Genomic DNA, 24,368 nt, shown 5'->3' with positions numbered 1-24,368 from the left:
CGGCAAAGTTGCGTCGCAATCCGGGAGCGTGCTAGCCTTGGCTTTGAGAGCAGACCTCGAAAATATTGGTTCGACTATGAATGAAAAATTTCCGAAGGGCCTAGGCCTTTTGCTCATGCTGGCGCTTGGTTCAAGCAGCTGCTTTTTAGACTTCGAGAGTTTTCCGACAGAGGAGGGCACAACCACTCCTGATGCCGGTGATATGAACCAGCCTGATCAGGCCGAACCGGATATGGGCGGAGATTCTGGTCCTGAGCCCGATATGGCCGAGGACGCCGATATGGCCGAGCCTTCGCTCGCCATTGGTGCTGCTTGCACAGAGAGCTCGGAATGTGGCGGTGAGAAAGAATGTCTCGACGGCTTTTGCACTCAGAGTTGCGCCGAGGATGCGTGTCCCGAAGGGTCGCAATGTTCTGCAACGCCGGGTGCTGCGTATTGTGTGGCGTCCTGCGAACTCCAGGAGTGCGCCAACGAGTCGCTCTCATGTGTGAGTGCAAGCGCTGAGGGGCTTCCAACAAGGCTCTGTTTGCCCGATGCCGACGCAGACGGAACTTCCGATTACGAAGATAATTGTCCGGATGATGCCAATCCAAGGCAGGAAGACGCCGATGCCGACGGGGTGGGCGATGCGTGTGATGACGCGCCGCTTTGCTTTGGTCCTTCGGTTGATGGTGTGCTCGATTTTGGCCCGATTGATCTGGGCCGCGAGAATGTGGCCCTACCTCATTTGATCAATTCTCCTCAAATCCCTTTGATCGGAGGCCAATCTCAGGGGTTGCCGAGCGCAGACGTAGACTTCTTGGACCTCAGGGACGGCACGCTGACGCCTGGACAGGCGCTACACCGTGGATTGTACGATGCACGCTCTTTTGCGTTCGGAACTGGTTATCTCGCAACGCCCGGCGCCGCCTTGGCAAACGATGTTCAAGCAGGCCGGTTCAATCGCGTATCCACCACTCAAACCACCCCGTTTGAGTACTTCTCTCGCAGCGTCTATGAGCCGCACGTCTTGACACTCGAAAATGGGGAGATTTGGGTCGTAGGTTGGCAGGGGCCGAGGCCAGAAACCAGCTGGCAACTCATGGAGTACAACCGTTCTAACCAGACCTTTACACTCAGAGCTACCGGCAGTTTCGCGGATCGTGAGCGTTGGCATGTTGGACGAACTCAGACCCAGCGCGGATTTTTCTACCACGTTTCCGGCGTGGTCATGCGGATCTACTTTGCCGAGCCGAATTCTGGCTTGAGCTCGCGCTCGTGGCTCTTACCCGACGACCTGACACATCCATTCCTAGTACCCGGCGAGAACGGGAACTTCTGGGTCTTTGATAGGCTCACCGGAAATGCATTTAGAACCGACGAGTTTGGCACGATTGTCCCTGTGCCAGAGCTCAATCAAACCTGGCCCGCGGGAGCGACCGAGTTCATCTCGATGGAGTCGAGCCAGAGTTTTGTGGTTCTGAGCCGTGATACGAATAGCATCAGCGGTCGTGTGATCTCGCTCTCGTGTTTGCCGGCCGCAGCCGGTCTAGATGCCGATGCCGACGGCGTCTCTGATATCATCGACAATTGTCGCGAAGTAGAAAACGCGGACCAATCCGACCTCGACGGTGATGGTTTTGGTGACGCGTGTGACCCGGATATTGATGGTGATAGCATTCCGAACGATGCCGACGTGGTTCCCGATCCGAACGACGAGCTTTTGACCATCTCACGCGCACTCGATACCGATAATGATGGCGTCGATAATGTGGACGATCCTGATATCGATGGTGATGGGATCCCGAATGAAACAGATAGATTCCCACTCGATACCGATAATGACAGCATCATCAATGCGCTCGACCCAGACGACGATGGCGATGGCTATTCCGATTCCCAAGAGAACAGTACGCTTGGAAATTCTACCAACCCGCTCGCCTTCCCGAATTCAGGGCGAATTGTCTGGGTCAAAGGCGAGGGGAACAATCGAGGCGTTGAGTATCTCGAACTCGGAACCCCGGACGTGACCGAAGTCAACGTGGACGATGGTCCTTCTTTGCCGAGGTGGCACACAGCAAGTTCACTCGTCGTGTTGAATGGCGCGGTGGGTCAGACCAACGAATGGTCGCGCGTGGACCTCAACAGTGGGATAGTGAGCGCAACCACGATGCCAGGCGAGCTCTTCGGTGTGGACCCAGCTTCGACTGGCGACCCACTCGACGCGATTGCTGCAACGATGAACCTCGACGGCGAGCCGTCGCTCGTGCTCGCCAATCTGCTCCCAAGCGTGTCGATCAACCCAATCTTTGCGGGTTTTGAAACCATCAGTGAGCCAGATTATAACCCCCTCAATGGGTCCGTGGTATACGCCGGTGGTGATTCGTGTGTGGGATGTCTGCTACCGTATCGAACCATTTCAACCATCACCACCCTGGTCACGTCGTTGCTTGAGGACGTGCGTAGCGTGCGGGCAAACCAGCTCCAAACTATCATCGTCGCCAAAGGTACTGAAACCGCCACGAGCGCGTGGCGCGTGACTTCGAGCACAGCAGTGGAGTTTGTGCCCCCGGGAATCGTTGAGGTGCAATCCGCAGTGGGCATGGACGCGGACACGAATGTTCTGGTGCTCGGGCAAACTGAGAGTGGCACAAGTCAAATCTGGTTGTATAACCGTCGAACGAGTTCATGGTGGTTGGTTCACGAGAATCCAATGCCACTTAGGGATATAGACTGGATTAGATAATGGCGAGTTTTCCCCAACAATTTGGGTCGTACACGCTTCATGAGCTGATCGCCCGTGGTGGTATGGCTGAAGTGTACCGCGCGACGATGCCTGGTGTTGGGGGCTTCGAAAAGACCGTTGCCATCAAGAAAATTCTCCCGCATCTCTCGGAGAACGACGAATTTATCACCATGCTCGTGGACGAGGCTCGGATTATCGTCGGGCTCAACCACGCCAATATCGCGCAGGTCTACGACCTCGGTTGCATCGATGACACGTACTATATCGCGATGGAGTACGTGCATAGCGTGGACCTTTCCGAGATTCTCAAAGAGCTCAAAAAGGCCAATCAAACAGTACCGTTGCAGCACGCAGTTTACATCGCGTCGTGCATCTGTGCGGGCTTGCATGTGGCGCACAGCAAGTCCGACGAGCATGGCAGACCTCAACACATCGTTCATCGCGATGTCTCGCCGCATAACGTGCTGATTAGTTTTGGCGGTGACGTAAAGATTATCGACTTCGGGGTGGCCAAGGCCCGAGGCAAAGAGACGCATACCAAAGCTGGCGTCATCAAAGGAAAACTCCTCTACATGGCGCCTGAACAGGCGATGGCAAAGGAGATCGACGGAAGGTCGGATTTGTTCGCCGTGGGCATTATTCTCTACAATATGCTCACGAACCAGCTTCCGTTTGACGGCGAGAACGAGTTTCAGATCTACAACAACATCCTCTCGCGCGATATCCCGCCGCCGAAGGCGTTTAACCCGCAGATTCCGGAAGAGCTCAATCAAATCGTGATGATGATGCTCCAGCGAGACCCGGACAAGCGCTATCAGGATGGCTATTCGTGCAAGCTGGACCTCGACCGAGTCCTACACCAGATTTCACCCGGCTACTCCATCTCGAGACTGAGTACCTGGGTTGAGGATTCGTTCTCGTATATTCTGCAGGCTAGACGGCAGAAGCGGGAGAATATGAGCGGGCATAACCCGATGCCGAACACGCCGTCGAGCCCCGCAAACAAAACACCTTCTAGCCGCTTTCCGACAGCACAGCCTCCGCCGATGGTGCCTAGTCCAAGCCCTTCTGGAAGCTGGGCTCCGACCCCAAATCCAACGCCGAGTCCGTCGGCGTCGGGAGGTTTTGGCGCGGTCCAACAATTTGGTTCGCCTTCGGCTTCCGGCTCTTTTGGAAGTGTTCCCGGTCCATCTTCGAGTGGTGCGTTTTCGCAAATGCCACCCGGTCCGAACGCAAGCGGTATGTTCAACGCGGCGCCTCCTCCGCCTCAACAGACTCAAGTCAGCGCGGACCAAACAGGCCCGATTGCCGCCGCAGAGAAGAAGAGCCTGCCTCTCGTGCCGCTTATCGGGTCCTTGGTATTGCTTCTGGTTCTGGCCGCGCTCGTAGCCGTCAACTTGACCATGAAGGAAGAGGAAGCTCCCACTCCAGAAATTATCCAGCCGATACGCAATGTTGACGAGCCAGCGGTCGTTGAAGAGCCTGAAGTCGAAGAGGCACCCGTGCCGCCCGAAGAAGTACCTGCCGAGCCTGAACTCGACTTGGTCAAAGTGAAGATCGATTCGGTTCCACCTGGTGCCAACGTGGTTGTAGCTGGAGAAGAGAAGGGCACCACACCCGTTGAAGTCGAGCTTGAACGCTCAGGGGAAGCGCTCTTTGTTGAAGTGCATCTCGAAGGTTACGAATCGGACGCCTTCAGACTCGTTCCAGCAGAAGACAGCGAGCGAACGATTGAGCTCGAAGCCGTTGCCCCAGTGGTTGAAGAGAAGCTCGAGCCGAAGAAGCTGGCGACTCCAAAACCACCCAAGAAGACCAAAAAAGTGGAGAAAGAGGAAGACCCGTTCTCCATCCCTCTGCTCGACGACGCGCCGAAAAAGACTAAGAAATCGGACCCCAAACCCGCAGAAAAGAAAGACGAGAAAAAGGACGATGATTTGATGAATCCGTTCCTCTGAATTCCTCGAGATGCTTATGAATATGCGAAAGAGCCTGTGTTCGGCACTACTTCTGGTTTTTCTGGTTCCAACGTTGGCCTTTGCTCAACAAGACCTCGAAAAGGCCAAAGAAGCCTTCGGTGAGGGCAAATCGGCTTACGATAACGAAGATTATGCCACAGCAGCTGCAAAGTTTGTGGAGGCGTACGAGTACTCAGACCGCCCTGAGTTGCTCTACAATGTCGGACTCGCGTACCAGGGCGCTGGAGAGCTTCCCGAGGCTGAGAAGTACTTCCAGCGCTACCTCAAGGAGTTGCCGAACGCCAGAAACGCTGACGAAGTCGTAAATCTGGTCATCGATATCCAACAGGAAATCGCTGCGAGTTACGGCACCCTTGAGATTTCGGCCAATAAGACGGCTCAAGTCTTTCTCACAGGCGAGTCTGCGGCGTCGTGTCAAACGCCGTGCTCACTGGTTCTGAAGGCTGGAAAGTACGACTTCGTGGCACGAGCAGACGGCTCACTCGACACTCCGTTCTCGGTTCAGCTCAGCGGTGGCAAAGTCGAGAAAAAGGACATCACCCTCAACGAAAAAGCTGTGATGGGCTATCTGGCGCTCGAGAGTGACCGAAGCGCCAGTATCCTCATCAACGGGGAATCAAGAGGGCAGCTCCCGCTCTCGACCCCGCTGGAGTTAGCCCCCGGAAGCTACCAGGTTCAACTGAACACTGCTCGAGATGTGTCGTGGTCGGGTGATGTGACGGTTAAGCCAGACCAAACCCTCGCGCTCAATGTGCCGCTAGAACACAACGTCTCGGCAGCAGCCGGCAGCTCTTGGAAGAGACAGGCGTCTATCGCGCTCGGTGTCGGGGCAATCGGCTTCGGCGTAGGCGGAATGTTTATGGGCATGCAAGCCCAGGACACCTTCGACCGATTGGGCGCTCAGGAGGCGAGCCGTGGGTTTGTAGACCCCGACCTCAAGGCTTCTGGTGAAAGCCAGGCAAGCACTGCCAACATCCTCTACGGCGTAGCCGGAGGCGTCTTGCTCGGTGCCGTAGGCCTCTTTGTGTGGGACTTTTTGGATTCGGGGGCTGAAGAAGAAATTCCGGCCTCAGAGCCTCCGCCGGAGCCAGACTCTGATTCATCCGAGCCGGCCGGTGAAGTCGAACTTCTATAGCATGTACTTGATCTCTTCGATGCTCCCGAATATCTCATAGACTTCCATCACGTGCTCGGCACTCTCGGCCGTGATGGTGATAGACACACTCATATGATTGCCGCCGGAACTCTCCCTCGTAGAGACGTCGTGCTCCAAGTCCGGCCCGGACGCATTGATCACGGCCTGGACAATCTTTGCCACAAAGTCGTCTGAATTCGGTCCAATCACTTTGAAAAGATAAGGTCCCGGAAACGTGTGTACATCATTGAGCTTCAAAAGCATTTCATCGCGTTGATTCACAATCTCGCCTCGCATAATTTGACTCCTTTCAAATTTTACATCTTTCCCGGTGGAAATCTATGGAATCGACCAGGCCACGCATCGTTCTTGCGACAGAATCGCGCTACAAGAAAGAGCTTTTTTCACAGCTAAGGATTCATTTTGAGTCCAAGGCCGCTCATATCGACGAGTCGCGGCGAGCCGGCGAGGCTCCAGCCGCTATGGCGCGCAGACTGGCCCTAGAGAAGGCTCAGGCGATCTTTGCCGAAGATCCCACATCTTGGGTCATCGGAGCCGATCAGGTCATCTATCTGGAAGACGAAGCGTTCTCAAAGCCGGGAAGTGCCGAAGCGGCCGTTGAACAACTCCTTAAACTCCAAGGGCGCACGCATACGTTACTTAGTGCGATCGCGTTGGTCGGGCCTGGTGGGGTTTGGAGCGCTGAAGCGCCCTTTGAGATGACCATGAGGTCTTTCTCACGCGCCGAACTCGAGCGATATGTCGAGGTCGACCAGCCGCTCGATTGTGCCGGTGCCTACAAGGTTGAGGCGGCCGGAATCCGGCTCTTTGAGCGTATGCGAGGGGACGACTTTACAAGCATCATCGGTTTGCCGCTGACAAGCGTTATAGATGTGTTAGAGAGCGCGGGTCTTTGGTCTCAGGTCAAGTATGAGCTTTGATGGATTAGATAGATATCGCGGCATCGTGGACGATTGGGACGCGTTTTTGGACGCCTTGTCTCGGCCGCTTCCACGCTGCGGCTGGGTAAACACTCTGAAGATTTCTCGCCAAGAACTCTTTGCGAGATTTGAGCGCCAAGGCATTCGCATAAGGCCGCTCGAATGGGCCGAGAACGCCTTTGTGTTTGAAGGGCCCGAGGCGGATGCGCCAGGGCGTTTGCTCGAGTTTTACCTCGGCTATTTCCAAATCCAAGAGGAGGCCGCGCTCGTCCCCGCTAAATTTGTCAAAGGCACCCAAGTCCTGGATTTGTGCGCGGCCCCAGGCAACAAGACGGCCCAGATTGCGCTCGGACTCGAAGGGCGAGGCACCGTGGTAGCAAACGACCGCAGCTACCAACGCATGCGAGCCATTCGGAACACCACCGACAGGCTCGGCCTGACCAACGTTGTGATGTCGCACTACGATGCGGCCAACTATCCTTCGGCGACTCAATTTGACACCGTGGTGGCTGACGTTCCGTGTACGTGTGAAGGTACTTCGCGAAAGAACCCGGACGCTCTTGAACCCGACGATCCCGAGCGCCTTGAGCGGCTAGGACGCACTCAAAAAGCCATCTTGAGGAAGGCGTGTCGCCTCGCGAAGCCCGGCGGTCGCGTGATCTACTCAACGTGCACTTATGCGGTGGAGGAGAACGAAAGGCTCGTGGACGAGGTGGTTCGAAAGCTCCCATTCGAGCCGATTTGGGTGGACTGCAAAGTGCCCGGGTTTCGTTCAGCACCCGGGCTCACGTCGCACGAAGGTCAGGAGTTTGTGGCCGGCCTAAGTCACGCCATGCGCGTTTGGCCACATCATAACGATACGGGCGGGTTCTTCGTCGCCGTCTTCGACAAACCTGAGGAATGGTAATGACTCATAAATGGTTAGTAGAGAAGGAAGAATGGGTCGGTCCAATTCGAGAGCGTTTTGGGCTTCCCGTCGATTTTTTCGACGACTTCGTATTGCTTCAACTCGGGTCGAAGACACTCAATATTGCGAACTCAGACATCATGTTGATCGAGAAACCTGAACCAGCGTCCATCGGGATGCCCTTCTTGCATATTAAGATGGCGTCTCCTAAGCTTACGTCTGCTGCGGCGATGTGGCTCGGTCCCCATTGCACGCGCTCGGTTGTGAAGCTCAACACCGAAGAGGCTAACGCCTTTCTGAGACGAGAAACCAACGTGATCGACCTTCAACATGCGCAAGAGATAGGACGGGGCTACGTGATGGTTCGCCACGGCCAAGATGTGCTCGGCCTCGGCTTCTTATGGGATGGTGCGCGTGCCGGGGAAGTCGAGAGCTTCGTGCCGAGGGCCTGGGCAATCGGTGAGGACGCGAGCATCGTATGAGCGAGCAAGACTCCCGATTTCATTTTGTTCGGCGGATCGGGAAAGGGGTTCTCGGCGAGGTCTACGAAGTTCTCGATGAGGTTCGGCAGGAACATGTTGTTCTGAAGGTCCTCATTCGTGCCCAACCAAAGAACCTGGAAGAGTTCCGCCTGGAATTTGCGTCTCTCGCGAGATTTCAACACCCAAACCTGGTGCAGTTTTTCCATCTGGTGGACCCTCGCTCGCAGACAAACGAATCCTTGCAGTCGGAGGTCGGGCAACACGGTTTGGCGTTCACACAAGAATTCGTGGACGGAAAGGACCTTATCTCGTACCTCAACTCCGCGCCCTCACTTGAGGAGATGACGGTCATCGAGACTCGCCAACTTCGCTCGGCCGAGGTGCCGATCTCCGAGGTTTTTGATGAAGCCGATTCCGAGTCTGGACTACCGAGTTCGCCGGTTTCCGTGGATTCATCCGAGATCTCGGGGGAGTTGAGTGAGGGAGATAGCGCCGAAGCGGTGATCGAATCGTTCCTTGAGGAGAAAGAAGCTCCTAAGAATTACGATTTGCTCTTTTTGAGGATGGAGCGGGTGGTCCCTCAGGTTTTCAAGGCGCTTGAGCACCTTCACCGTTATCATAAGCCGCACGGAAGTTTGCGCCCGTCCAATATCCTCGTGTCGCGGACCGAGGATGGCGACCTGGTCAAGATTACGGATTACGGCCTGGTTGCTGGGCTGGTCTACTGTCCCGAGAAGGGTGGAAAGAAAGTTCCGTTCTCGATCTCGCCGGAAAATCTGCCCTTCTTGGCGCCCGAGGCGGCGCAAGGGCAGGTCACGGAGTCCGGCGACCTCTTCGCGCTCGGTTGTGTGCTCTTCGAGGCCATCGCCGGCTTCTCGCCGCACGAGCGCATGGAGTGGACGCAGGCGGCGTTGCGCGCACCGCCCTTGGCCGATTGTGTGCCTGAGTGTCCGGCTGAATGGGCGAGCCTCGTGGATGGCTTGTTGGAGCCGAATCCGAAGGACAGGCCGTCGATTGCGCGAATCATGGAAGTGGTCCGGCGAAACGAAGCTCGGCCAGTGTTATTGCCACCGAGTGCGGTTCCAAAACCCACCACGTTTGTGGGGCGTCAAGAGGTTCTGGAGTCTCTCAAAGAAATTGCGCTCGAGGTCGCAGACCAGGAAGAAATGCAGTTCGTGCAGCTGATTGGCGAGGTCGGGAGCGGCAAGTCGACCATGGTACGAGCGCTTTCGCACTGGCTCGGACGGCGTGGATGGGTAGTGGTTCGCGGCCGATTTCCACGGCGCGAGCTCGGTCCTTTTGGTGGTTGGGCTCCGATTGCGGAGGCTCTGGCTGACCTGGCAGACCAGCTTCCGGCGGCAGTTCAAGATGCGATCAAAGAGCACCGAGAAGCGCTTAGCCATATGCTCCCAGCTATCACCCACCGCGACGATCCAGGCGAGGCTCACGGCCGCCTGGCCGCGATCAGCGGTTTGCGCGAAATATTGGCCGAGATCTCCAAACAACGCCCGCTGCTACTGTGTTTGGACGACCTCCAATGGGCTGGATGGGACAGCTCGGCGCTCCTTCTCGACCTCCTAAGCGAGACCGAGGAGATGCGCTGTCTTGTGCTCGGTACCTGGCAGGAAGGCTTGATTCCGGACGAAGAACATCTCCTTCATACAGACCTCAATCTAACCCTCTTTTCCACAACTCAGATTCGCCTGCCCGGGTATTCCATCGAAGAGGCGAAGCAGTTTGCGCGCGAAGTTGGGGCTAAGATCGATGCCGAGGCATTCTTCAAGACACTGCGTAGTCCGGTCGTCAATCCGCTGCTCTTGAGGGAGCTATACTTTGAAGATGATGACCTCAACGTGGCGCTCGACCGCGTAATCTCTCAAAGTGAGCCGAACTCCAAAGCCGAAGCGTTATTGCGCCAGATCTATGCGACTCGAGTTCAAGAGCTTGGAAAGCGTGAACGCGCGATTCTTTCGATGTTGGCCGTTTCGCCGATTCCGCTCGAGCACGACTTGTTATGCGCTGCTGCCGAGATGGCGCTCTCGTCGTCGGTGGTCCCGCAAGATGGCACTGAAAGTGCGATTGAGAGCTCGCTCGAACTCCTCCTTGAAGAGCGTCTGATTCGTCGCGAGAATCAGGGTTTTGTCGTGGCTCAAGAGCCGATTCGTGCCGTGGTTGAGGAGACTTTTGCCCAACGCGATGAAGCCCGGTACAGCGGCAAGATTGCCGACGTTCTCTCGCGAGAAAAGAGCGTAAGCCCCGCGATTAAGTTTGAGTTTGAGCGGCGAGCCATGCGCAGCGCGCCTGCGCTAGAGCAAGCCCTCAAGGCCGCTGAGGACGCGGAGTTCAGGTACGCGTTCCATCGCTCCGCTAAGATTTGGCGCTGGATTCTTGAGCACGAAGCCGAAATTCCAGATTACGAGATGATTCGACCTACGACCGAGCTAGCCCGCGTGGAGCACCTGGCTGGCCGCCACACAAGGGCTGCTGAGCTCTTCCATTCGTCGGCATCGGATTCAAAACCTGCCAAACGAATGGACCTCAAGCTTGAGGAAGCCCAAGCGTGGATGCAGGCGGGTAAGGTGGAGCGCGCGCGCGAAGCTTTGGACGCGGGCCTTCGGGTGCGAGACGGAGGGCTTAGCGCAACGCTTTGGGAAAAGGCGCGCGCCTCGGGCCTGAAATGGGTGCGTGGCGTTCGGTTCTCGTCCGATTCAGACGCGAGCCCCGACGTGCTCGCGTACGCCAATCTCCTGCATTTCGCGCTCGAATGGAGCGATTGGGTCTGCCCGGAGTTGATCGGCCCCCTAGAAGTGCGTCTGACGCACCTCGCCCGCGTCACGTCGAACGCCACTGTGTCCGGAATCGCGCGGCTTCACAACGCGCAGCAAGAGGCTCGGATTTACAAGGGGGCTGGATTTGAACGGGCGCTAAAAATGGCGGACGTGGCCCGGGAGTTCTTTGAGAAGGACGATGCCGACGGCTGGGTTGCTCAATCCTATATCTACTCGGCGCGAATTTACCTGGGACGAAACGATCCAAGCAATGCGCTCGCCCAGCTTGAGCTGGCGGAGAGTGCCGTCGAAGGGGTGGAGGAAGTCGAAGGATTTGACCATCGACTACTTTTAGAGACACGGGCCAATGCACATTTGCGAAGTGCCCACCTTGAAGACGCCGAGCACGAAGCGCGCCACCTCCTGCACCTGCACCGCGGCGATATGGTGGCCAAAGCCTTGGCGACTCGGATCATGGCTGAAGTGGCGCTCTTGCGCGGTCACACGGAGAGGGCTGCGCGGCTCATCGATATCTTGCCGGGCCTTGTCGAGTGGTCTGAGGCGAGCCCACAGATCGTAGAGAATATGCGACTTCAAACGAAGTTGCTCATCGCAAAGGGGCAGCCTGAAGTCGCAGTGGCGCAGCTGCAGATCCTAGACGAAAAATACGAAGGAAGTTGGACGCCGACCAAACGGCATAGGGCTCTGCTCTTGATCTTCCTGGGGCAGGCCATGGCCGCGAACGTCGCTCGCCAGAAGCTCCTCAGCGAATCACTCTTCGCATCGAGCCTTTCTAAGCTTGCGGATCTCATTGGAGAGCTCAAAGGGCTCTCGTCGTTTATTGAGCCAAAATATCGCGAGGAGTACCGCCGGCTCGAAGTACGCTACGAAATGCTTCGCGACAGGCCCAAGAGCGCCTTGAAGTTAATTTCAGCGCATGAGGGAAGAGAATCGGAGCTCAGCGCGTTGACTCAGGCATGTGTGCGTGAAGCCCGAGGACTGGTCTTGCAAAAGATGGACAAAACCGAAGGAAGGTCTGAGCTCGAAGAGGCGCACGAATCCTATAGGCGTTCTCAATGTGCGTGTCCGCTGGTGCTCGAAGGTTGGCCCCAGCCAAAGGTCAGTGTTTCGGCAAGGGAAGAGTGATGCGGTGGACCAAGGTTTTGATAGCGTTGGCGGTGTGTTTGGTCTCAGCGGTGCTCGTGGCCCAACAACGGGTTCACCAAAACCGGATTTTGCACGAGTACTTTGACGGTGAAGTTGCCCCATCATCAGGAGGGGAGGGCGCAGGCGAAGCAAGCTCGGACATGCCAACGGCTCCTCCGTTGCCCGCTGTGGCGCAAAGTACGGGCGAGCTCCAGCCACCTCCGCTTTCGGGCGAGGTTGGGCGCGACGAGCTCGTCTGGGGCGCCGAAGGGCCAAGCCCGGATGCGCGTCTTGAGGAGCCCAACGGGCCGCTCAATCCCTTCGGGTCATCGCATTCGCTTGATACGCGAACTGACCGCGTAGACGAGCTCAACTACTTCGAAAATTTCGACCCGAGCATCATTCCGTTTAAGCGGGTGGTCGCCTTGAATCGATTCAGGCATGTGCGTGGTGCGTACTCGGTGGAACTCGAGTCGGGGCGCAAGGTTCAGGTCAGCTCGGGCAACTTGTTGCGTGACGATGAAGAAGTGTTTTGGGGTACGTTTGCGATTAATGCGCTCCCGAATCAGTGGCTCCCGATAGCCAGTGTGGCCCCTGATCAACGCATTTTGAGGCTCGAGTCGGAGCCGCCGGTGCCGCTTGAGATTCATCGCGATATTGCCGGAAATCATTTTGTGATGACGCAGCACCGCGGGCTCTTGCGGCTGAATATGCAGGTTGCCGTGCGCACGGATTACTTCGCAGGTGAATTTCCGGACGTGAGCTGGGGCGAGTTCGACGGCCTCGTGGACTTTGAACACCCTGAAGTTTCGGGCGTGGTTCAGGGCGTTTTGAGGGATATTGGCGTTTCTAAGCGTCAAAGCCCTCGCGAAGTTCTTCTAACACTCATCGAGTACTTCAGAGATTTTGAAGGCCGCGCCTTTCCTGAGGATGTGGCTACCGACGACCTCTTTAAGGCGATCGTGGACACACAGGTTGGAGTGTGTAGACACCGAAGCCTCGCATTTTTGGTGGCCTTAAGGGCGCTCGGTATCCCTGTGCATTACGTCTACAACGAGGCCCACGCATTCGTTGAGATTTACTGGCCTCGCCTTGGCTGGAGGCGCGTAGACTTGGGCGGAGCGGCGGACGAACTCAACTCCGCGTCCAATCAGGCGAGCTCCATTCACCAACCCCCAGATTCATTGCCTCAACCTCAGCGCTTTTTGGATGAGCAAGAGCGCATGGCTTCCAATACCGAAGGTGGACCGTCAGAAGGAGGCGGCTCCGGCGAAGGTTCGGGCGAGAATTCTGAGAGTTCTGAGAATTCTGAAACAGTCGAGACCGCCGAAGGCACCGAAGGCTCAGCAAATGTAGAGGGTAGTGAACTCTCGGAAACAGCTGAGGTCAACGACGTGACCGCTGAAGGTGAGCCCGTCGAAGAGCCTCCCAAACGCATCGCGACTCGCCTTACCCTAAGCGCCACGCAAACCTCCATCAGGCGCGGCGAGGAGCTAGTTCTCTCGGGTAGACTGAGTGCGGCCGACAACCGACTCATGGCCAACAAAGTTGTGGAGATACACGTTGCCCCACTTGGACAGGTTAACCCCAGTGCACGCACGCTCGTGGACCAGGCCAGCACGGACCTGAATGGCCGCTATTCCAGTCGTACCGTTCTCCCCCCCGATTTCGCGGTGGGCCGCTGGACCCTTTTTGTTCATTACAAGGGCGATGAAGAACTCGATGCGTCCTCCGCGGAATAAGTTTGATGCGTCCCATTTGCTTTCGTGAGTCAACCTCGCGAATCCGTCGATTCGAACCCCAGCCACTTCTGGACTCTCGGGAACGGATCGAAAGAAGTACGCGCCATATCTTTCAAGGTAGGTAATGTTATGAGTGAGAACTGCTTTGGCGATGTCCGTGCACGCTGTCCTTTGAGGATCGGAGAGGTGTCCTGGGATGAGGTGACACTCACGGTCGCGGGAGATGGTTGGTCTTTTTCAACGGTAGGCGCCTGGCGAATAAGCGAAGGTTCGCTCGTGAAGTTTGGGTGCTGGGACGAAAATGTTGATGTGCAACTCCTTGGATTAGTTGGACTCTCCATTTTGTCGGTAATACAACAAGGTTTTAGTATTGCTGTGGATCCTTGTTTCGAGTTGTCGGACGGCTCGCGATTGGAAGTGTTTTCTTCCGATACATTCGAACCTTGGACGATGAGCTTTCGCGACGGCCCTGTCTATGTCAGTTGATGAGGCTTAGAAATGACTTCGGATTAACACATCAAGTGCTCGTAGACCGTATGCGCGCTCTATCGCTCAACAAGATTGTACAGGGTTCTCGCGAATTTTTCCGTGGAAACCAGATCTCCGCTCAAGCCTATTGATCCCGTTTCCACCTCCCACAAACACGCAACTATTTGTTCAAGACTCGGATTCTGTTCCAGTAGTCTACAAAGTGCAGGGATGTAACCGTCGTACTCACCCATGTCGTCCGTAAGGGCTGAAACGCCAATTGGGTCCCACTCTTTGTGAACAGCTTGACGCACTCGATCATAGAGATTTGTGTGACGTTGATCCATTATCTGCCTCCTGAAACGGTTGTGATAACCCGCCCAAAATCAGAGTCAACAATAGCACGAAGGTCGTTCTCCGTGTCTCCCTGGCTAAGTTCATGAGTCATGACCCACTGGAGTACATCGACTCGTACAACATGTACGCGTTTGCGGCGCTGGACCCGATCAACTTCTGGGACCCCTGGGGACTAGATGCTCAAGAACTCGCAGAAGATATTGACGGATTGAAAGAGACGGGTGCCAAGATCTGGAACTCAGCCAAGTCGATGGCTCAGAGTGTCAAGTCTTCGGTCGAGAACTTTTTCCGCAGCAGTGGAACGGAGGATTCTGAGACAGGGAGTTCAGGAAACGATGAGACGCTGGACCCATTGGATAGTTACAAGAGGAGCAGCAGCTTGTCTCGCTGCAATTGGAAGATAAGTTCGAAATTTTGAGCCAGGAGGAATTGGAGCAGCGTGTTCCCCTCAGACTGTGGAACTCCGAGACGGAAAATGTGTGTGTCTATCAAGCGCTCTTTTCTGACACAGATGTTCTTCCCTGGAGAGCAGCGGAGAGTTAACAAGGGCTGATTCGTTATCAGGGTTTTTTAAATGGCAGATTTTGATATCAGACTAAATCTGATGCTGGGAATTCAAACAGCACTATTGGGCGCCGTGACACGCAATCTTAGGGCGGTCACGTGTGGCTTTGATGAGAAAATGATCACAATGCGATTCATTTTTGATGGCGAGCCTACCGAGTGGCAACGAGAGTTGTGCGAGGTCGCTAGCACAGAAGTGCTCGCAGGTTTCAGAGTTCATCACATTACCGTCGAGATTCTTTCTCATCCTTGCCCCAACGACATAAGGCCCTTTTACCTTAAGGAATTGGTCTACTTGCGCTGGGAGCCCAGCGAGGACGAGCCGGGTTAGTGTGATGCTTCGCACCAAGGTTATGAGATGGATAACAGAATCATAAAGTTGAAAGAGCAGGGTTTATCGGGCGACGGAGAGTTTGTCCTTCGGATTGGACCCGATGAGATGCAGGAAGTAGCTCTTCGACTGATGATGCTCCTATGGGAAATCACTTCGACTGTGGTGTTCTCGGATGGCGGTCGTGTCATTATCAAGGTACTAAAGGTCGATGATGATGTGTCCAACGCGCAGGTAGAGAGCTCACATGGGAGTCTGGTGTTCTTCCTGGGGAAGAATCAAGTTGAGTACCTGCTAGCGACACTGCTGCGCGCGATTGCGAATGGCGGTGTGGCGAGTGCATCTCACATACACATAGAAGGCCTAAAAGGCGGCGCCCCCTACGACCTGACCATTCTATTTGAACATTTCTAACCTCCACTTTCGCCGGAAGAAGTCGAGAAAGAGTTCAACCGATAATTTGAGGTTTTCGATCTGGTGATTTTCAAGGAATCGGCACGGCTCGAGGAAATGCGATAGGGGATTTGTACATAAGGTGTGTATATGGTGAGTCAAACTATTCGGTTGAGCGATTCGGGGTTGCTCGGAAATAGCGAATATATTCTCTACTTGCGCTCGAACGAGTTAGGAGAGGTCGCTACTCGGTTGATGATGCTCCTGTGGAACATTGCTTCCAAGGTTGTTCTTTTATCGGATAGTGAAACCGTCACTATTAAAGTTCTTGAGGGAAAGCGAAGCGTGTCTAAGGGAAGAGTTTCGCTCGAAAATGACAAGCTAGTGTTTCTACTTGGGGTCAATCAGATCGAGTGTCTTCTCGCCGTGATATTGCGTGCACTTGCAAATGGCGGCGTTGCTGAAACACCTCACATTCACATTGAAGTGTTGTTGAAAGATACTCCGTACGACCTCACCGTTTTCTTCGAGCATGTTCAACCCCCTCTTTCGCAGGAGGAAGTCGAAAGGCTGCTGAACCGATAGGTGGCTACTTTGCATGACCGCTGGTGTACTCATTATGTCTAGTTTGTGTGCATAAAGTGTATGCTGGTGTTGAGGTGGCTCTTGAAAGATTTGATGGTTAAGTCGTTGTGAAATAGTCATATTGTCACATTCTAGGGGTGGGCACGCGCTTTGCGAATAGACATCACTCTGAAATCAAAACGGAGTGAACTATGAACATCTTTCTAGCCATTATCGTCGCCATCGGGGTGGCCATGATCCTTATCGAGTTGCGCAGTCCCGCGAGAAAGTGGCCCGAGGTCTCGGGCTGGTGGGGCAGGGCGCTCCTCTTCAACGGCATCCAGGTTGCGGCTGTAGTAGCGGCCGGGCTCTACTGGGACAACTGGTTCATCGCCAACCGGCCCTGGTCATTGGACGCCATCGGACCCGTCTGGGGCGGGCTCTTGGCCTACTTCGTACTGACGTTTTTCTACTACTGGTGGCACCGCTTTCGCCATTCCTCACCCGTGCTCTGGCGCTGGATGCACCAGCTCCACCACAGCCCTCAACGCCTTGAGATCGTAACCTCGTTCTACAAGCATCCGCTCGAGATTTTTGCGAATTCCATTCTCTCGAGTGTGGTCGTGTACTTTGTGGTCGGCGTGGGCCCTGAAGCCGCCGCTTACGCCATGCTTCTCAGCGCGCTCGCCGAGTTCTTCTATCATTGGAACGTCAAGACTCCGCACTGGATTGGCTACTTCATCCAGCGCCCCGAGAGTCATTGTGTTCACCACGAGCGCGGCATCCATCAGCTGAACTACGGCGACCTCCCGATGTGGGACATGCTTTTTGGTACCTTCTACAACCCGCGCGAATGGGAGAGCGAGTGCGGCTTTGAGGCCCATCAAGAGAGCGAACTGATTGGGATGCTCCTCGGTAAAGACGTTCAGGCCTATCCTGAAGGAGCTGCCGAATGAATGCCTCAAAACGGTCAGTTCTTCTTTTGTGCTTGGGTCTGCTCCAAATAGCTGGGGCATTGAGTGGGCTTGGTCCTGTGCAAGGGTTGGCCGCCGCGACCGTGGCGTCACCGGCTCCAAAAGTCTTCAGTGTGGCAAAAGGACTCGAGACATATTCCACCCGATTTTTTTTGGAGTGGTCGGATGAGTCTGGCACGTATCATACCGCAGAGCTGACCCCTGAGGTTTATGCTCGTTTGAGGGGGCCGTACAATCGGCGAAACGTCTACGGGGCAATACTCGCCTTTGGCCCGGTTCTATATACCGACCCACGCGCCCGCCCGATGTTCGACTCAGTTGCAGATTACGCGCTCTGTGGGGAGGCACCCATTCTGAAGGAGCTTGGGTTGGCAGAGGGGGCGTCAGGGCCGATTAAGGTGCGGTACGTGCCAAGAGAAGAAATCGGCATGGGTGATTTGCCCGACTCAATCGAGGTGCCATGCTCATGATTACGATTCAATTTCCCGAAAAACTCAAGATCGCAAACGGCTGGACTTCCGAGTCTTATAAGTGGGTTCGAATCATTCTGGGCGCTTATCTGACGATTCACTTCGCGCATCTCATCCCATGGGCGGCAGAACTCTTTTCGAACCAGGGGAATTTGCCCGACTCCCTTCTAAGTCCTTTCGCCTATCTCTTTCCAAACGTGTTGACCTTCTTCAATTCGCCAGTTGTGGCCGTGGGAACTGTCTGCGTAGGGGCGATTGCAAGTGTGGCCTTTGCATTTGGGCTTAAAGACAGGTGGATGGCCGTGTTGATCTGGATCATCTGGGCCAGCCTCTTTGGGCGCAACCCCTTGATCTCAAACCCGAGTCTGGCGTTTGTGGGCTGGATGCTTCTCTTTCACGCATTTCTACCCCGGAAAGATGCGGTATCTACGGTGCCAAAATCCATGTACGGAAGTGCGTGGTGGGTGATGGCGGCGGGCTACACGTATAGCGGCTACACCAAGCTTTTGAGCCCATCGTGGCTTGACGGTACGGCTATCCAACACGTGCTGATGAGTCCACTCGCGAGGCTCTCACCCTTGCGAGATTTGCTCCTCGAAGTGCCCCAGTTCTTGAGCCTACTTACATGGTCGACGCTAGGCATTGAGCTTCTGGCGCTCCCAATCGCGATGGTTTCCCGGGCCAGGCCCTGGCTCTGGTTGTCTCTGGTGGGTCTGCATATCGGCATCATTTGCACCGTGGCTTTCGCAGACCTCAGTGTCGGAATGCTGATGATCCACCTCTTGACCTTCGATCCGAATTGGATTCGAAAGTCATTGCAATCTCTTGGCGTCTCCAAGCATCGAAGTCATGTGAAGCAGACTAGCATTTGGCGAGAGGAGAACGATGAGGCCAGAAGATTGGACGAATAGTGTGAAAGAGATGACCCCTTTTCGCGCCGCGTTTGAAGGGGCTTTGATGGGAGATGCCCTGGCTATGCCGGTGCACTGGTACTATGACACCGAGGCGCTCAAACGGGATTACGGAACGGTAGATGATTACGTGGCGCCGAAAAATCCTCACTCGGGCAGTATTTTGTGGCGCTCGAGCTATCAGCCGGTCAACGAGCGAGCGGACATTCTGCGAGGCCAGGCAAAGTACTGGGGCCAAAAGGGCGTGCATTATCACCAGTTCTTGAAGGCCGGTGAGAACACGCTCAACTTTCAACTCGCCCGCGAGCTCTACAAGCAGGTCAAGGCTAATGGCGGCTACGATGTGAAGCTATGGGCGGAAACCTACATCTCTTGCATGCTGGAGCCGGGCTGGCACAACGATACTTATGCGGAAGAGTATCACCGCGCCTACTTTAATAATTACGCCAGCGGGATGGATCCTCTGAAATGTGGAATCGATGATAAACATATCGGCGGGCTTTCCTGCGTGCCAGCACTGGTTGCCGCGCTCGAGGGCGCCTCGCGAGACGAGGTGCGTGACTCGGTGAGAGCGCATGTATCGCTCACCCACAAGAACAACGGAGTGCTGGAGGCGGCAGATCTACTCGTGACACTTCTTTTCGCGATTGCTGAAGGACAAACGCTACGGGAGGCTGTGAAGGTTCATGCAAATTCATGGCTTTCCTCCACTAAGGCGGCGTCCTGGACGTCGAGGCCGGACACAGAAATCGTGGGTGGTCGTTTTAGTTCGGCTTGTTACATCGAAGACGCGATGCCCGGCGCCCTTTACTTGGCTTGGAAGTATGAAGGCAACCTCCACGCAGGACTGGTCGCAAACACCATGGTGGGAGGAGATAACTGTCACCGAGCGGCCGTCGTGGGAAGTCTGCTCGCGGCGAGTGCCTGTGCGAGTTAAATGTGTGTTGTCGCCAATAGACGAGTCTGTACAAGAGTGTTAGTCTGACAACTTGTTTTGAACGGTCATGGTGGGTTCAACCTTGGTCAATGCGCAATCGATAGACCTGAAAGCTCTTCAAGGGCAGCATCTTGCTGGGCGTTTTTTTCTAAAGACGTTGCTTGGGCAAGGTGGGTACGGCGCGGTTTTTGAGGCGGAGCAGACCTCAGTAGGGCGGCGTTGCGCGGTGAAGGTTCTTGCGCCTCGGGACTTGAACGATCGCAAGGTTATCGAACGTTTTAAAATGGAGGCGCGGGCGACGTCGCGACTGACTCACCCCAACAGCGTCACTATCTATGATTTCGGCGAGGATGAAGAATTTGGCGTGCTCTTCATCGCGATGGAATTTCTCGAGGGCGAGGACTTATCGCAGTACGTCAAGACGCACGGTAGTTTTGATACGACCACAGCATTGCATATTGTGGAGCAGGCCGCGGCGAGCCTTGATGACGCGCATCAGCACGGACTGGTACACCGCGATGTAAAGCCTCAAAACATCATGATCTTGAAGCGCGGGCGGGACGAGCACTTTGTAAAGGTGATCGACTTCGGAATTGCGAAGGCGCTCGAGGCCACCACTGCTATGGCGCCAGATACGCAGCTCACGATGACTGGAACTATTGTGGGAACGCCGCAGTATATGTCACCCGAGCAAGTGCGTGATATTCAGCTCGACGGTCGTTCTGACCAGTATTCGTTAGCCATCGTGCTTTACGTTCTGCTCACGGGGCGTCCGCCGTTTCTTGGGACTTCGCCCATTGATATCGCTACGAAGCACCTCACTGACCAGCCACTTCCGCCGAGTGTGATTCGCCCGGAACTGGAGTTGCCGCCCGCATTTGAAGAGGCGTTGCTCAAAGGGCTCGAGAAGCAGCCTGAGAATCGTTTTGAGACCACTATCGAGTTTGCGCACGCCTTGAGACGAGGGCTGACTGGTGTTTCGGCGGAGATTTCATCCGTGGAGATCCCACCTCTTGATACGGCAGAGATTGCCACAAACTCCCCGCGAAACGTCAGGACTGACCGTGTGGAGGCCGTGGATAAATCTACGGAACTCCTCGATATGCGAAGTGAAGCTGAGCCAGAAAAGGTATCCGTAGCGGCTCGGTCTGACGCAGCACAGTCTCAGGCCATTCCTTCGTATGCGACTGAAGCTGTGTCATTGCCTGATTTTGAGGAGTCGCAACGAAGCGAGGGTTCTGGACCTTCGAAGGCAAGGCTCGTGTTCTCGGGTGGCGACGATGTGGAGGAAGGTAAAGGCTTTACTCAAGTGGTGAGCTCGGCGGAGATGGAGCCGCTGATGACTGCTCAGATCCCCAAACAGGCGGCTGCAAAAGAACCCGTCTTGGTCGAGCAGAAGAAGGGTTTCCCAAAAGCCTTGCTGCTTGCCCCTCTTCTGATGGTGCTACTCGTAGGCGTGGGTGGCTGGGCGCTGTTTCAGGGTATGAGCGGGTCGAGCGACGTTGAGGAGCCCGTGGAGGTAGTTGAAAACATTGATATCGTGCCAACTGAATCACCAGAGGGTTCGGGGCCTGAATCTGCAATTGCATCACCGCCCGAAGACCAGCCAGTTGATCCTCAAGTCTTGGAGCCAGTCGTCGGTGCTGAAGTCAAAGAGCCTCCGGTTGAGCCAGAACCAGCGAAAGTAGAAGAGGCCGCTGCGCCCACAAAGGTCGAATCCAAGACTGAAGTCGCCAAAAAGACAAAGAAAGCGGAGCCCAAAGAGGAAGTGGTAAAGACCGGAAAAGTCTCGGTCACCCTTATCCCATGGGGAAGTTTGATGGTCGGGCGAAAGTCATATGGAGACACCCCGAGGCAGACGATCGAGTTGACCGAGGGCAGACACCGCTTCTATCTCAAGCAAAATGGCGAGACGATGACCTCCAAGACGGTTGACGTGGTGGCGGGGCAAACTAAGATAGTCGTGCTAAACGCAAACGAACGCTAAAACTCCACAAAGTTGGTGACACGATGACGGAAGTGGCCTCTACCCCCGACCAATCTCCCGAGCTTGTAGACCTCTCGAAAGTTAAAGAGAAGCTCACAGAGTTCATTCAGGGCGGGCAACTCTCGCACGGTGTCATGCTCCTTGAGCAAATTTCGCGATGGCCGGACTCCACGCGCTATCTCTCGGATAATCTCTGGCTCTACGGAAAGCTTGGCGACCTTCAGCGGGCTTTGGAGCAGGAAGACGACGCGATGACTTCGTATCAGCGTGCTTTTGAGCTGGATCCGCGAAATCTGAACGTGTTGCGGCCGTACTCCGACCTTCTCTTCCACAATCAGAAGAACGAAGAGGGGCTCAAAGTGGTTCAGGCCATGCTCCTGCACCATAAGCGGCAGCTCAGCGATAAAGAAGTTGTTGGGATTTACCGCCAGCTCGGCACGTTTTACGAGGGGCTCGGCAAGCTCGAGAAGGCTCAAACCTCGTTTGAAAAAGCGCTCGAGCAAGACCCGATGGATCAGGTTTCCCTCTCGGGATTGCTCCGAGTCGTGGGCCAGATTGGCGAGCCGCTGGACGTGATTCGCGTGCGCCAGAAGCTGATTCGTACGTTGGATGACCCAATCGCGCGTTCTCATGCGTTGATGGCGCTAGGTGACGATTGGGCGCTTGAGTTCAATGACCCTGGCCGAGCGTTGGATGTTTACGAACAGGCCTTGATCGAGAACCCGCAGAACAAGAAGGTGATTGAGAAGATCGCTCGTGTGGGCTCCGAAGTAGGGGACTGGAGACGAGTGAGCCGCGCGTATTTTACGCTTTCTCAGATCGCTGAGACCCCGGCTGAGCAGGCCGAGTGGATCGTGCGTTCTTCCGAAGTTGCACGCGACGAGCTCTGGGAGTCCGATAAGGCGCTCGCCGGCTTCCGAAGGGCGCTGGAGCTCGATCCGTCACGGCTCGATGCGTTCAAAGCTGTGACTTCGATCCTGGTGGACGCCAAAGATTGGGAAGGACTTGAGACCGCCTACGTACAGTTGATTTCGGCCAACGTGGAAGCCGGTAACAACGATCCCAAGCTCATGTACGTGCTCTGGCAGAAGTTGGGGGAGGTCTACAAGCTTCACCTCAAACGAGACCAAGACGCGGTCTTCGCATACGGGCAAGCTGCAGCACAGGTGGCTCAGGGCTTCGATATGCACGCCGAGGCCGCAGAAATTGCCGAAAGGAACCCGGATTTGGCGCCCGCTGCGATTGAGCACCTCAAGGCGATGTACAAGGAGCGCGGGGACCGTTTGGATGTCTTGGAGCGCCTTGGACGCGTCTACTTGAAGCAAAAAGACGTAGACCGCGCGTGGAATATCTACCGCGTGCTCGCCCATAAGAAGCATCCGCTCGATGAGAAGGCGTCTCAGTTCGTGGCGCGCTTCAACACGGCACTTTTCCGGCCGATTAAGAACCAGTTCACCTCAGATATGTTGAACAACCATATCTTCTCCAAAGAGCTCGATGCGAACGTGTCGGAGGTGTTTAGGATTTTGAAGCCGGCGCTTGAGGAGTGGACTGGCGAGGCGACGTCCAAATGGGGACTAAAGCGTAAGAATCGCGTGAACTTGGACGAGCCACTCGCGTTCAATCGAATCTACAAGAGCGTGGGCTCCACGCTAGGCTATCAGAACCTTCCCGAGCTTTGGTACAAGCCTGAGCAAGAGGGGATCGTCAATGGGGCGCTCGTGCCGGAGGGTATGATTGCCGGTGACGATATTCTTGCGAGTGGTCGGGAAGAGTACACGGCGTTCATCGTTGGAAAACAACTCTTTCTTTTCTTGGCACCGTTCTATTTGGCAGCGATCCGTCCCGCTACGGACTTGCAAGCCTTCTTCATGTTGGCGGCTTCGCTCGTGCATCCGGAGCGCCCGATCGACCTGACGAAAGAGAGTGAGCAGGTGCTCAAGCACATGAAGAAGAAGATCAAAGGGCCGGCTTTTGACCAGCTCAAGTCCGCGGTGGATAAGGCTTCGCGCTACGAGGTTGACCTTGTGAAGTGGCTGAACGCGGTGGAGGACACGGCAAATCGCGTGGGTCTGATTTTCTGTGATGATTTGGACGCTGCCCGTGAGTATCTGCAGAATGAGCCGCAGAAGATCGGGAACAGGAGCGTGGACCAGCGTATGGAAACGCTAATCAGCTATTCAATTAGCTCGGAATATCTTGAGCTGCGCTCAAGAATCGGCCACTCACTCAACGCCGGCTGATTTAGGCCGCTTGTGCGCTAAATGTTTGGGTGGCGCGGATCTTTGAGAGGAAGGCATCGAGCCAGACTCGGTCTTCGTCAGCCACCCGAACCGTATAATTCCAAAGGCGGGCTCCACGAACATGGCCGTCGTCGATCGCCATGGCGCAACGCTCGACCGCGTGCATCTTGAGGCGGCATCTCTCGCGAAGCGACGAAATCATGATCGTGATCTCGATGGCGTTGCCGAGCGGCATTTGGAACTCCCCGAGGAAATTCAGGTCGTTGCGTTTGTTGAGTTGCGCGAAGAGCTCTGCTTCATCCCTGAAGCGACAGATAATTGATCGCATTTTGCACTTCCTTTGCCGT

20 protein-coding genes are annotated in these 24,368 nt (G+C 55.4%); 18 read left to right on the top strand and 2 right to left on the bottom strand.

Features of this window, described 5'->3' with window-relative positions:
• Positions 1-76: 76 nt before the first annotated feature.
• Genes FRD01_RS04045 through FRD01_RS04035 form a run of 3 tightly spaced genes read left to right on the top strand, consistent with a single transcriptional unit; the run spans position 77 to position 5,836 of the window.
• Positions 77-2,725, top strand: coding sequence for a thrombospondin type 3 repeat-containing protein (locus FRD01_RS04045; protein WP_146957863.1), 2,649 nt, complete (start codon positions 77-79; stop codon positions 2,723-2,725).
• Positions 2,725-4,680 (top strand): protein kinase domain-containing protein, encoded by a 1,956-nt coding sequence (locus tag FRD01_RS04040; protein WP_146957861.1) that lies wholly within the window; start codon positions 2,725-2,727, stop codon positions 4,678-4,680. Before FRD01_RS04045 ends, FRD01_RS04040 begins: the two co-directional genes overlap by 1 nt.
• Positions 4,681-4,696: 16 nt before the next feature.
• Positions 4,697-5,836: a PEGA domain-containing protein gene (locus FRD01_RS04035; protein ID WP_249755986.1), complete on the top strand. Its 1,140-nt coding sequence runs from the start codon at positions 4,697-4,699 to the stop codon at positions 5,834-5,836.
• Here FRD01_RS04035 and FRD01_RS04030 read toward each other — a convergent pair.
• On the bottom strand, positions 5,831-6,133 hold the full coding sequence (locus FRD01_RS04030) for a YbeD family protein (RefSeq protein ID WP_146957857.1): 303 nt from the start codon (positions 6,131-6,133) through the stop codon (positions 5,831-5,833). The genes FRD01_RS04035 and FRD01_RS04030 overlap by 6 nt on opposite strands.
• 44 nt (positions 6,134-6,177) lie before the next feature.
• Between FRD01_RS04030 and FRD01_RS04025 the strand changes: the two genes are divergently transcribed.
• From FRD01_RS04025 to FRD01_RS03955, 15 genes are all read left to right on the top strand, one after another.
• Entirely contained in the window at positions 6,178-6,777 is a 600-nt protein-coding gene (locus tag FRD01_RS04025) for a Maf family protein (protein ID WP_146957855.1), read from the top strand.
• A complete protein-coding gene (locus FRD01_RS04020) occupies positions 6,767-7,684 on the top strand; it encodes an RsmB/NOP family class I SAM-dependent RNA methyltransferase (protein ID WP_146957853.1) in 918 nt (305 codons plus the stop codon). Before FRD01_RS04025 ends, FRD01_RS04020 begins: the two co-directional genes overlap by 11 nt.
• Positions 7,684-8,166, top strand: a complete 483-nt coding sequence (locus FRD01_RS04015) for a hypothetical protein (protein WP_146957852.1) — start codon at positions 7,684-7,686, stop codon at positions 8,164-8,166. The genes FRD01_RS04020 and FRD01_RS04015 overlap by 1 nt, the downstream gene beginning before the upstream one ends.
• Positions 8,163-12,080, top strand: coding sequence for a protein kinase domain-containing protein (locus tag FRD01_RS04010; RefSeq protein WP_146957850.1), 3,918 nt, complete (start codon positions 8,163-8,165; stop codon positions 12,078-12,080). The genes FRD01_RS04015 and FRD01_RS04010 overlap by 4 nt, the downstream gene beginning before the upstream one ends.
• Positions 12,080-13,822 carry a transglutaminase-like domain-containing protein gene (locus FRD01_RS04005; protein WP_249755985.1) on the top strand — a complete coding sequence of 581 codons (1,743 nt, stop codon included), beginning with the start codon at positions 12,080-12,082 and terminating at the stop codon, positions 13,820-13,822. Before FRD01_RS04010 ends, FRD01_RS04005 begins: the two co-directional genes overlap by 1 nt.
• A gap of 907 nt (positions 13,823-14,729) precedes the next feature.
• A complete protein-coding gene (locus FRD01_RS04000) occupies positions 14,730-15,065 on the top strand; it encodes an RHS repeat-associated core domain-containing protein (protein ID WP_146957846.1) in 336 nt (111 codons plus the stop codon).
• Between the two features lie 156 nt (positions 15,066-15,221).
• Positions 15,222-15,542, top strand: coding sequence for a MafI2 family immunity protein (locus tag FRD01_RS03995; RefSeq protein ID WP_146957844.1), 321 nt, complete (start codon positions 15,222-15,224; stop codon positions 15,540-15,542).
• A gap of 27 nt (positions 15,543-15,569) precedes the next feature.
• Entirely contained in the window at positions 15,570-15,956 is a 387-nt protein-coding gene (locus FRD01_RS03990; protein WP_146957842.1) for a hypothetical protein, read from the top strand.
• A 129-nt stretch (positions 15,957-16,085) separates the two neighbouring features.
• The gene (locus FRD01_RS03985; RefSeq protein ID WP_146957840.1) at positions 16,086-16,520 is read left to right on the top strand and encodes a hypothetical protein; all 435 of its coding nucleotides are present in this window, start codon (positions 16,086-16,088) and stop codon (positions 16,518-16,520) included.
• 191 nt (positions 16,521-16,711) lie between these two features.
• Entirely contained in the window at positions 16,712-17,455 is a 744-nt protein-coding gene (locus FRD01_RS03980) for a sterol desaturase family protein (RefSeq protein WP_249755984.1), read from the top strand.
• Entirely contained in the window at positions 17,452-17,943 is a 492-nt protein-coding gene (locus FRD01_RS03975) for a hypothetical protein (RefSeq protein ID WP_146957838.1), read from the top strand. The genes FRD01_RS03980 and FRD01_RS03975 overlap by 4 nt, the downstream gene beginning before the upstream one ends.
• Positions 17,940-18,854, top strand: a complete 915-nt coding sequence (locus FRD01_RS03970) for an HTTM domain-containing protein (protein WP_249755983.1) — start codon at positions 17,940-17,942, stop codon at positions 18,852-18,854. The genes FRD01_RS03975 and FRD01_RS03970 overlap by 4 nt, the downstream gene beginning before the upstream one ends.
• On the top strand, positions 18,829-19,791 hold the full coding sequence (locus FRD01_RS03965) for an ADP-ribosylglycohydrolase family protein (protein WP_249755982.1): 963 nt from the start codon (positions 18,829-18,831) through the stop codon (positions 19,789-19,791). Before FRD01_RS03970 ends, FRD01_RS03965 begins: the two co-directional genes overlap by 26 nt.
• A gap of 67 nt (positions 19,792-19,858) precedes the next feature.
• Entirely contained in the window at positions 19,859-21,778 is a 1,920-nt protein-coding gene (locus FRD01_RS03960) for a protein kinase domain-containing protein (protein ID WP_146957834.1), read from the top strand.
• Positions 21,779-21,801: 23 nt separating this feature from the next.
• Complete coding sequence (locus tag FRD01_RS03955) at positions 21,802-24,021, top strand: tetratricopeptide repeat protein (RefSeq protein ID WP_146957832.1); 2,220 nt, start codon at positions 21,802-21,804, stop codon at positions 24,019-24,021.
• Position 24,022: 1 nt separating this feature from the next.
• Here the strand turns inward: FRD01_RS03955 and FRD01_RS03950 are convergent, their stop codons facing one another.
• A complete protein-coding gene (locus tag FRD01_RS03950) occupies positions 24,023-24,349 on the bottom strand; it encodes a hypothetical protein (protein ID WP_146957831.1) in 327 nt (108 codons plus the stop codon).
• Positions 24,350-24,368: the final 19 nt, after the last annotated feature.

The sequence above is a fragment of the Microvenator marinus genome, assembly GCF_007993755.1.
GTDB classification, from domain to species: Bacteria; Myxococcota_A; Bradymonadia; order Bradymonadales; family Bradymonadaceae; genus Allomicrovenator; species Allomicrovenator marinus.
The sequence above is the reverse complement of the archived record's forward strand: the minus strand, read 5'-3'. Positions and strand labels throughout refer to the sequence as shown.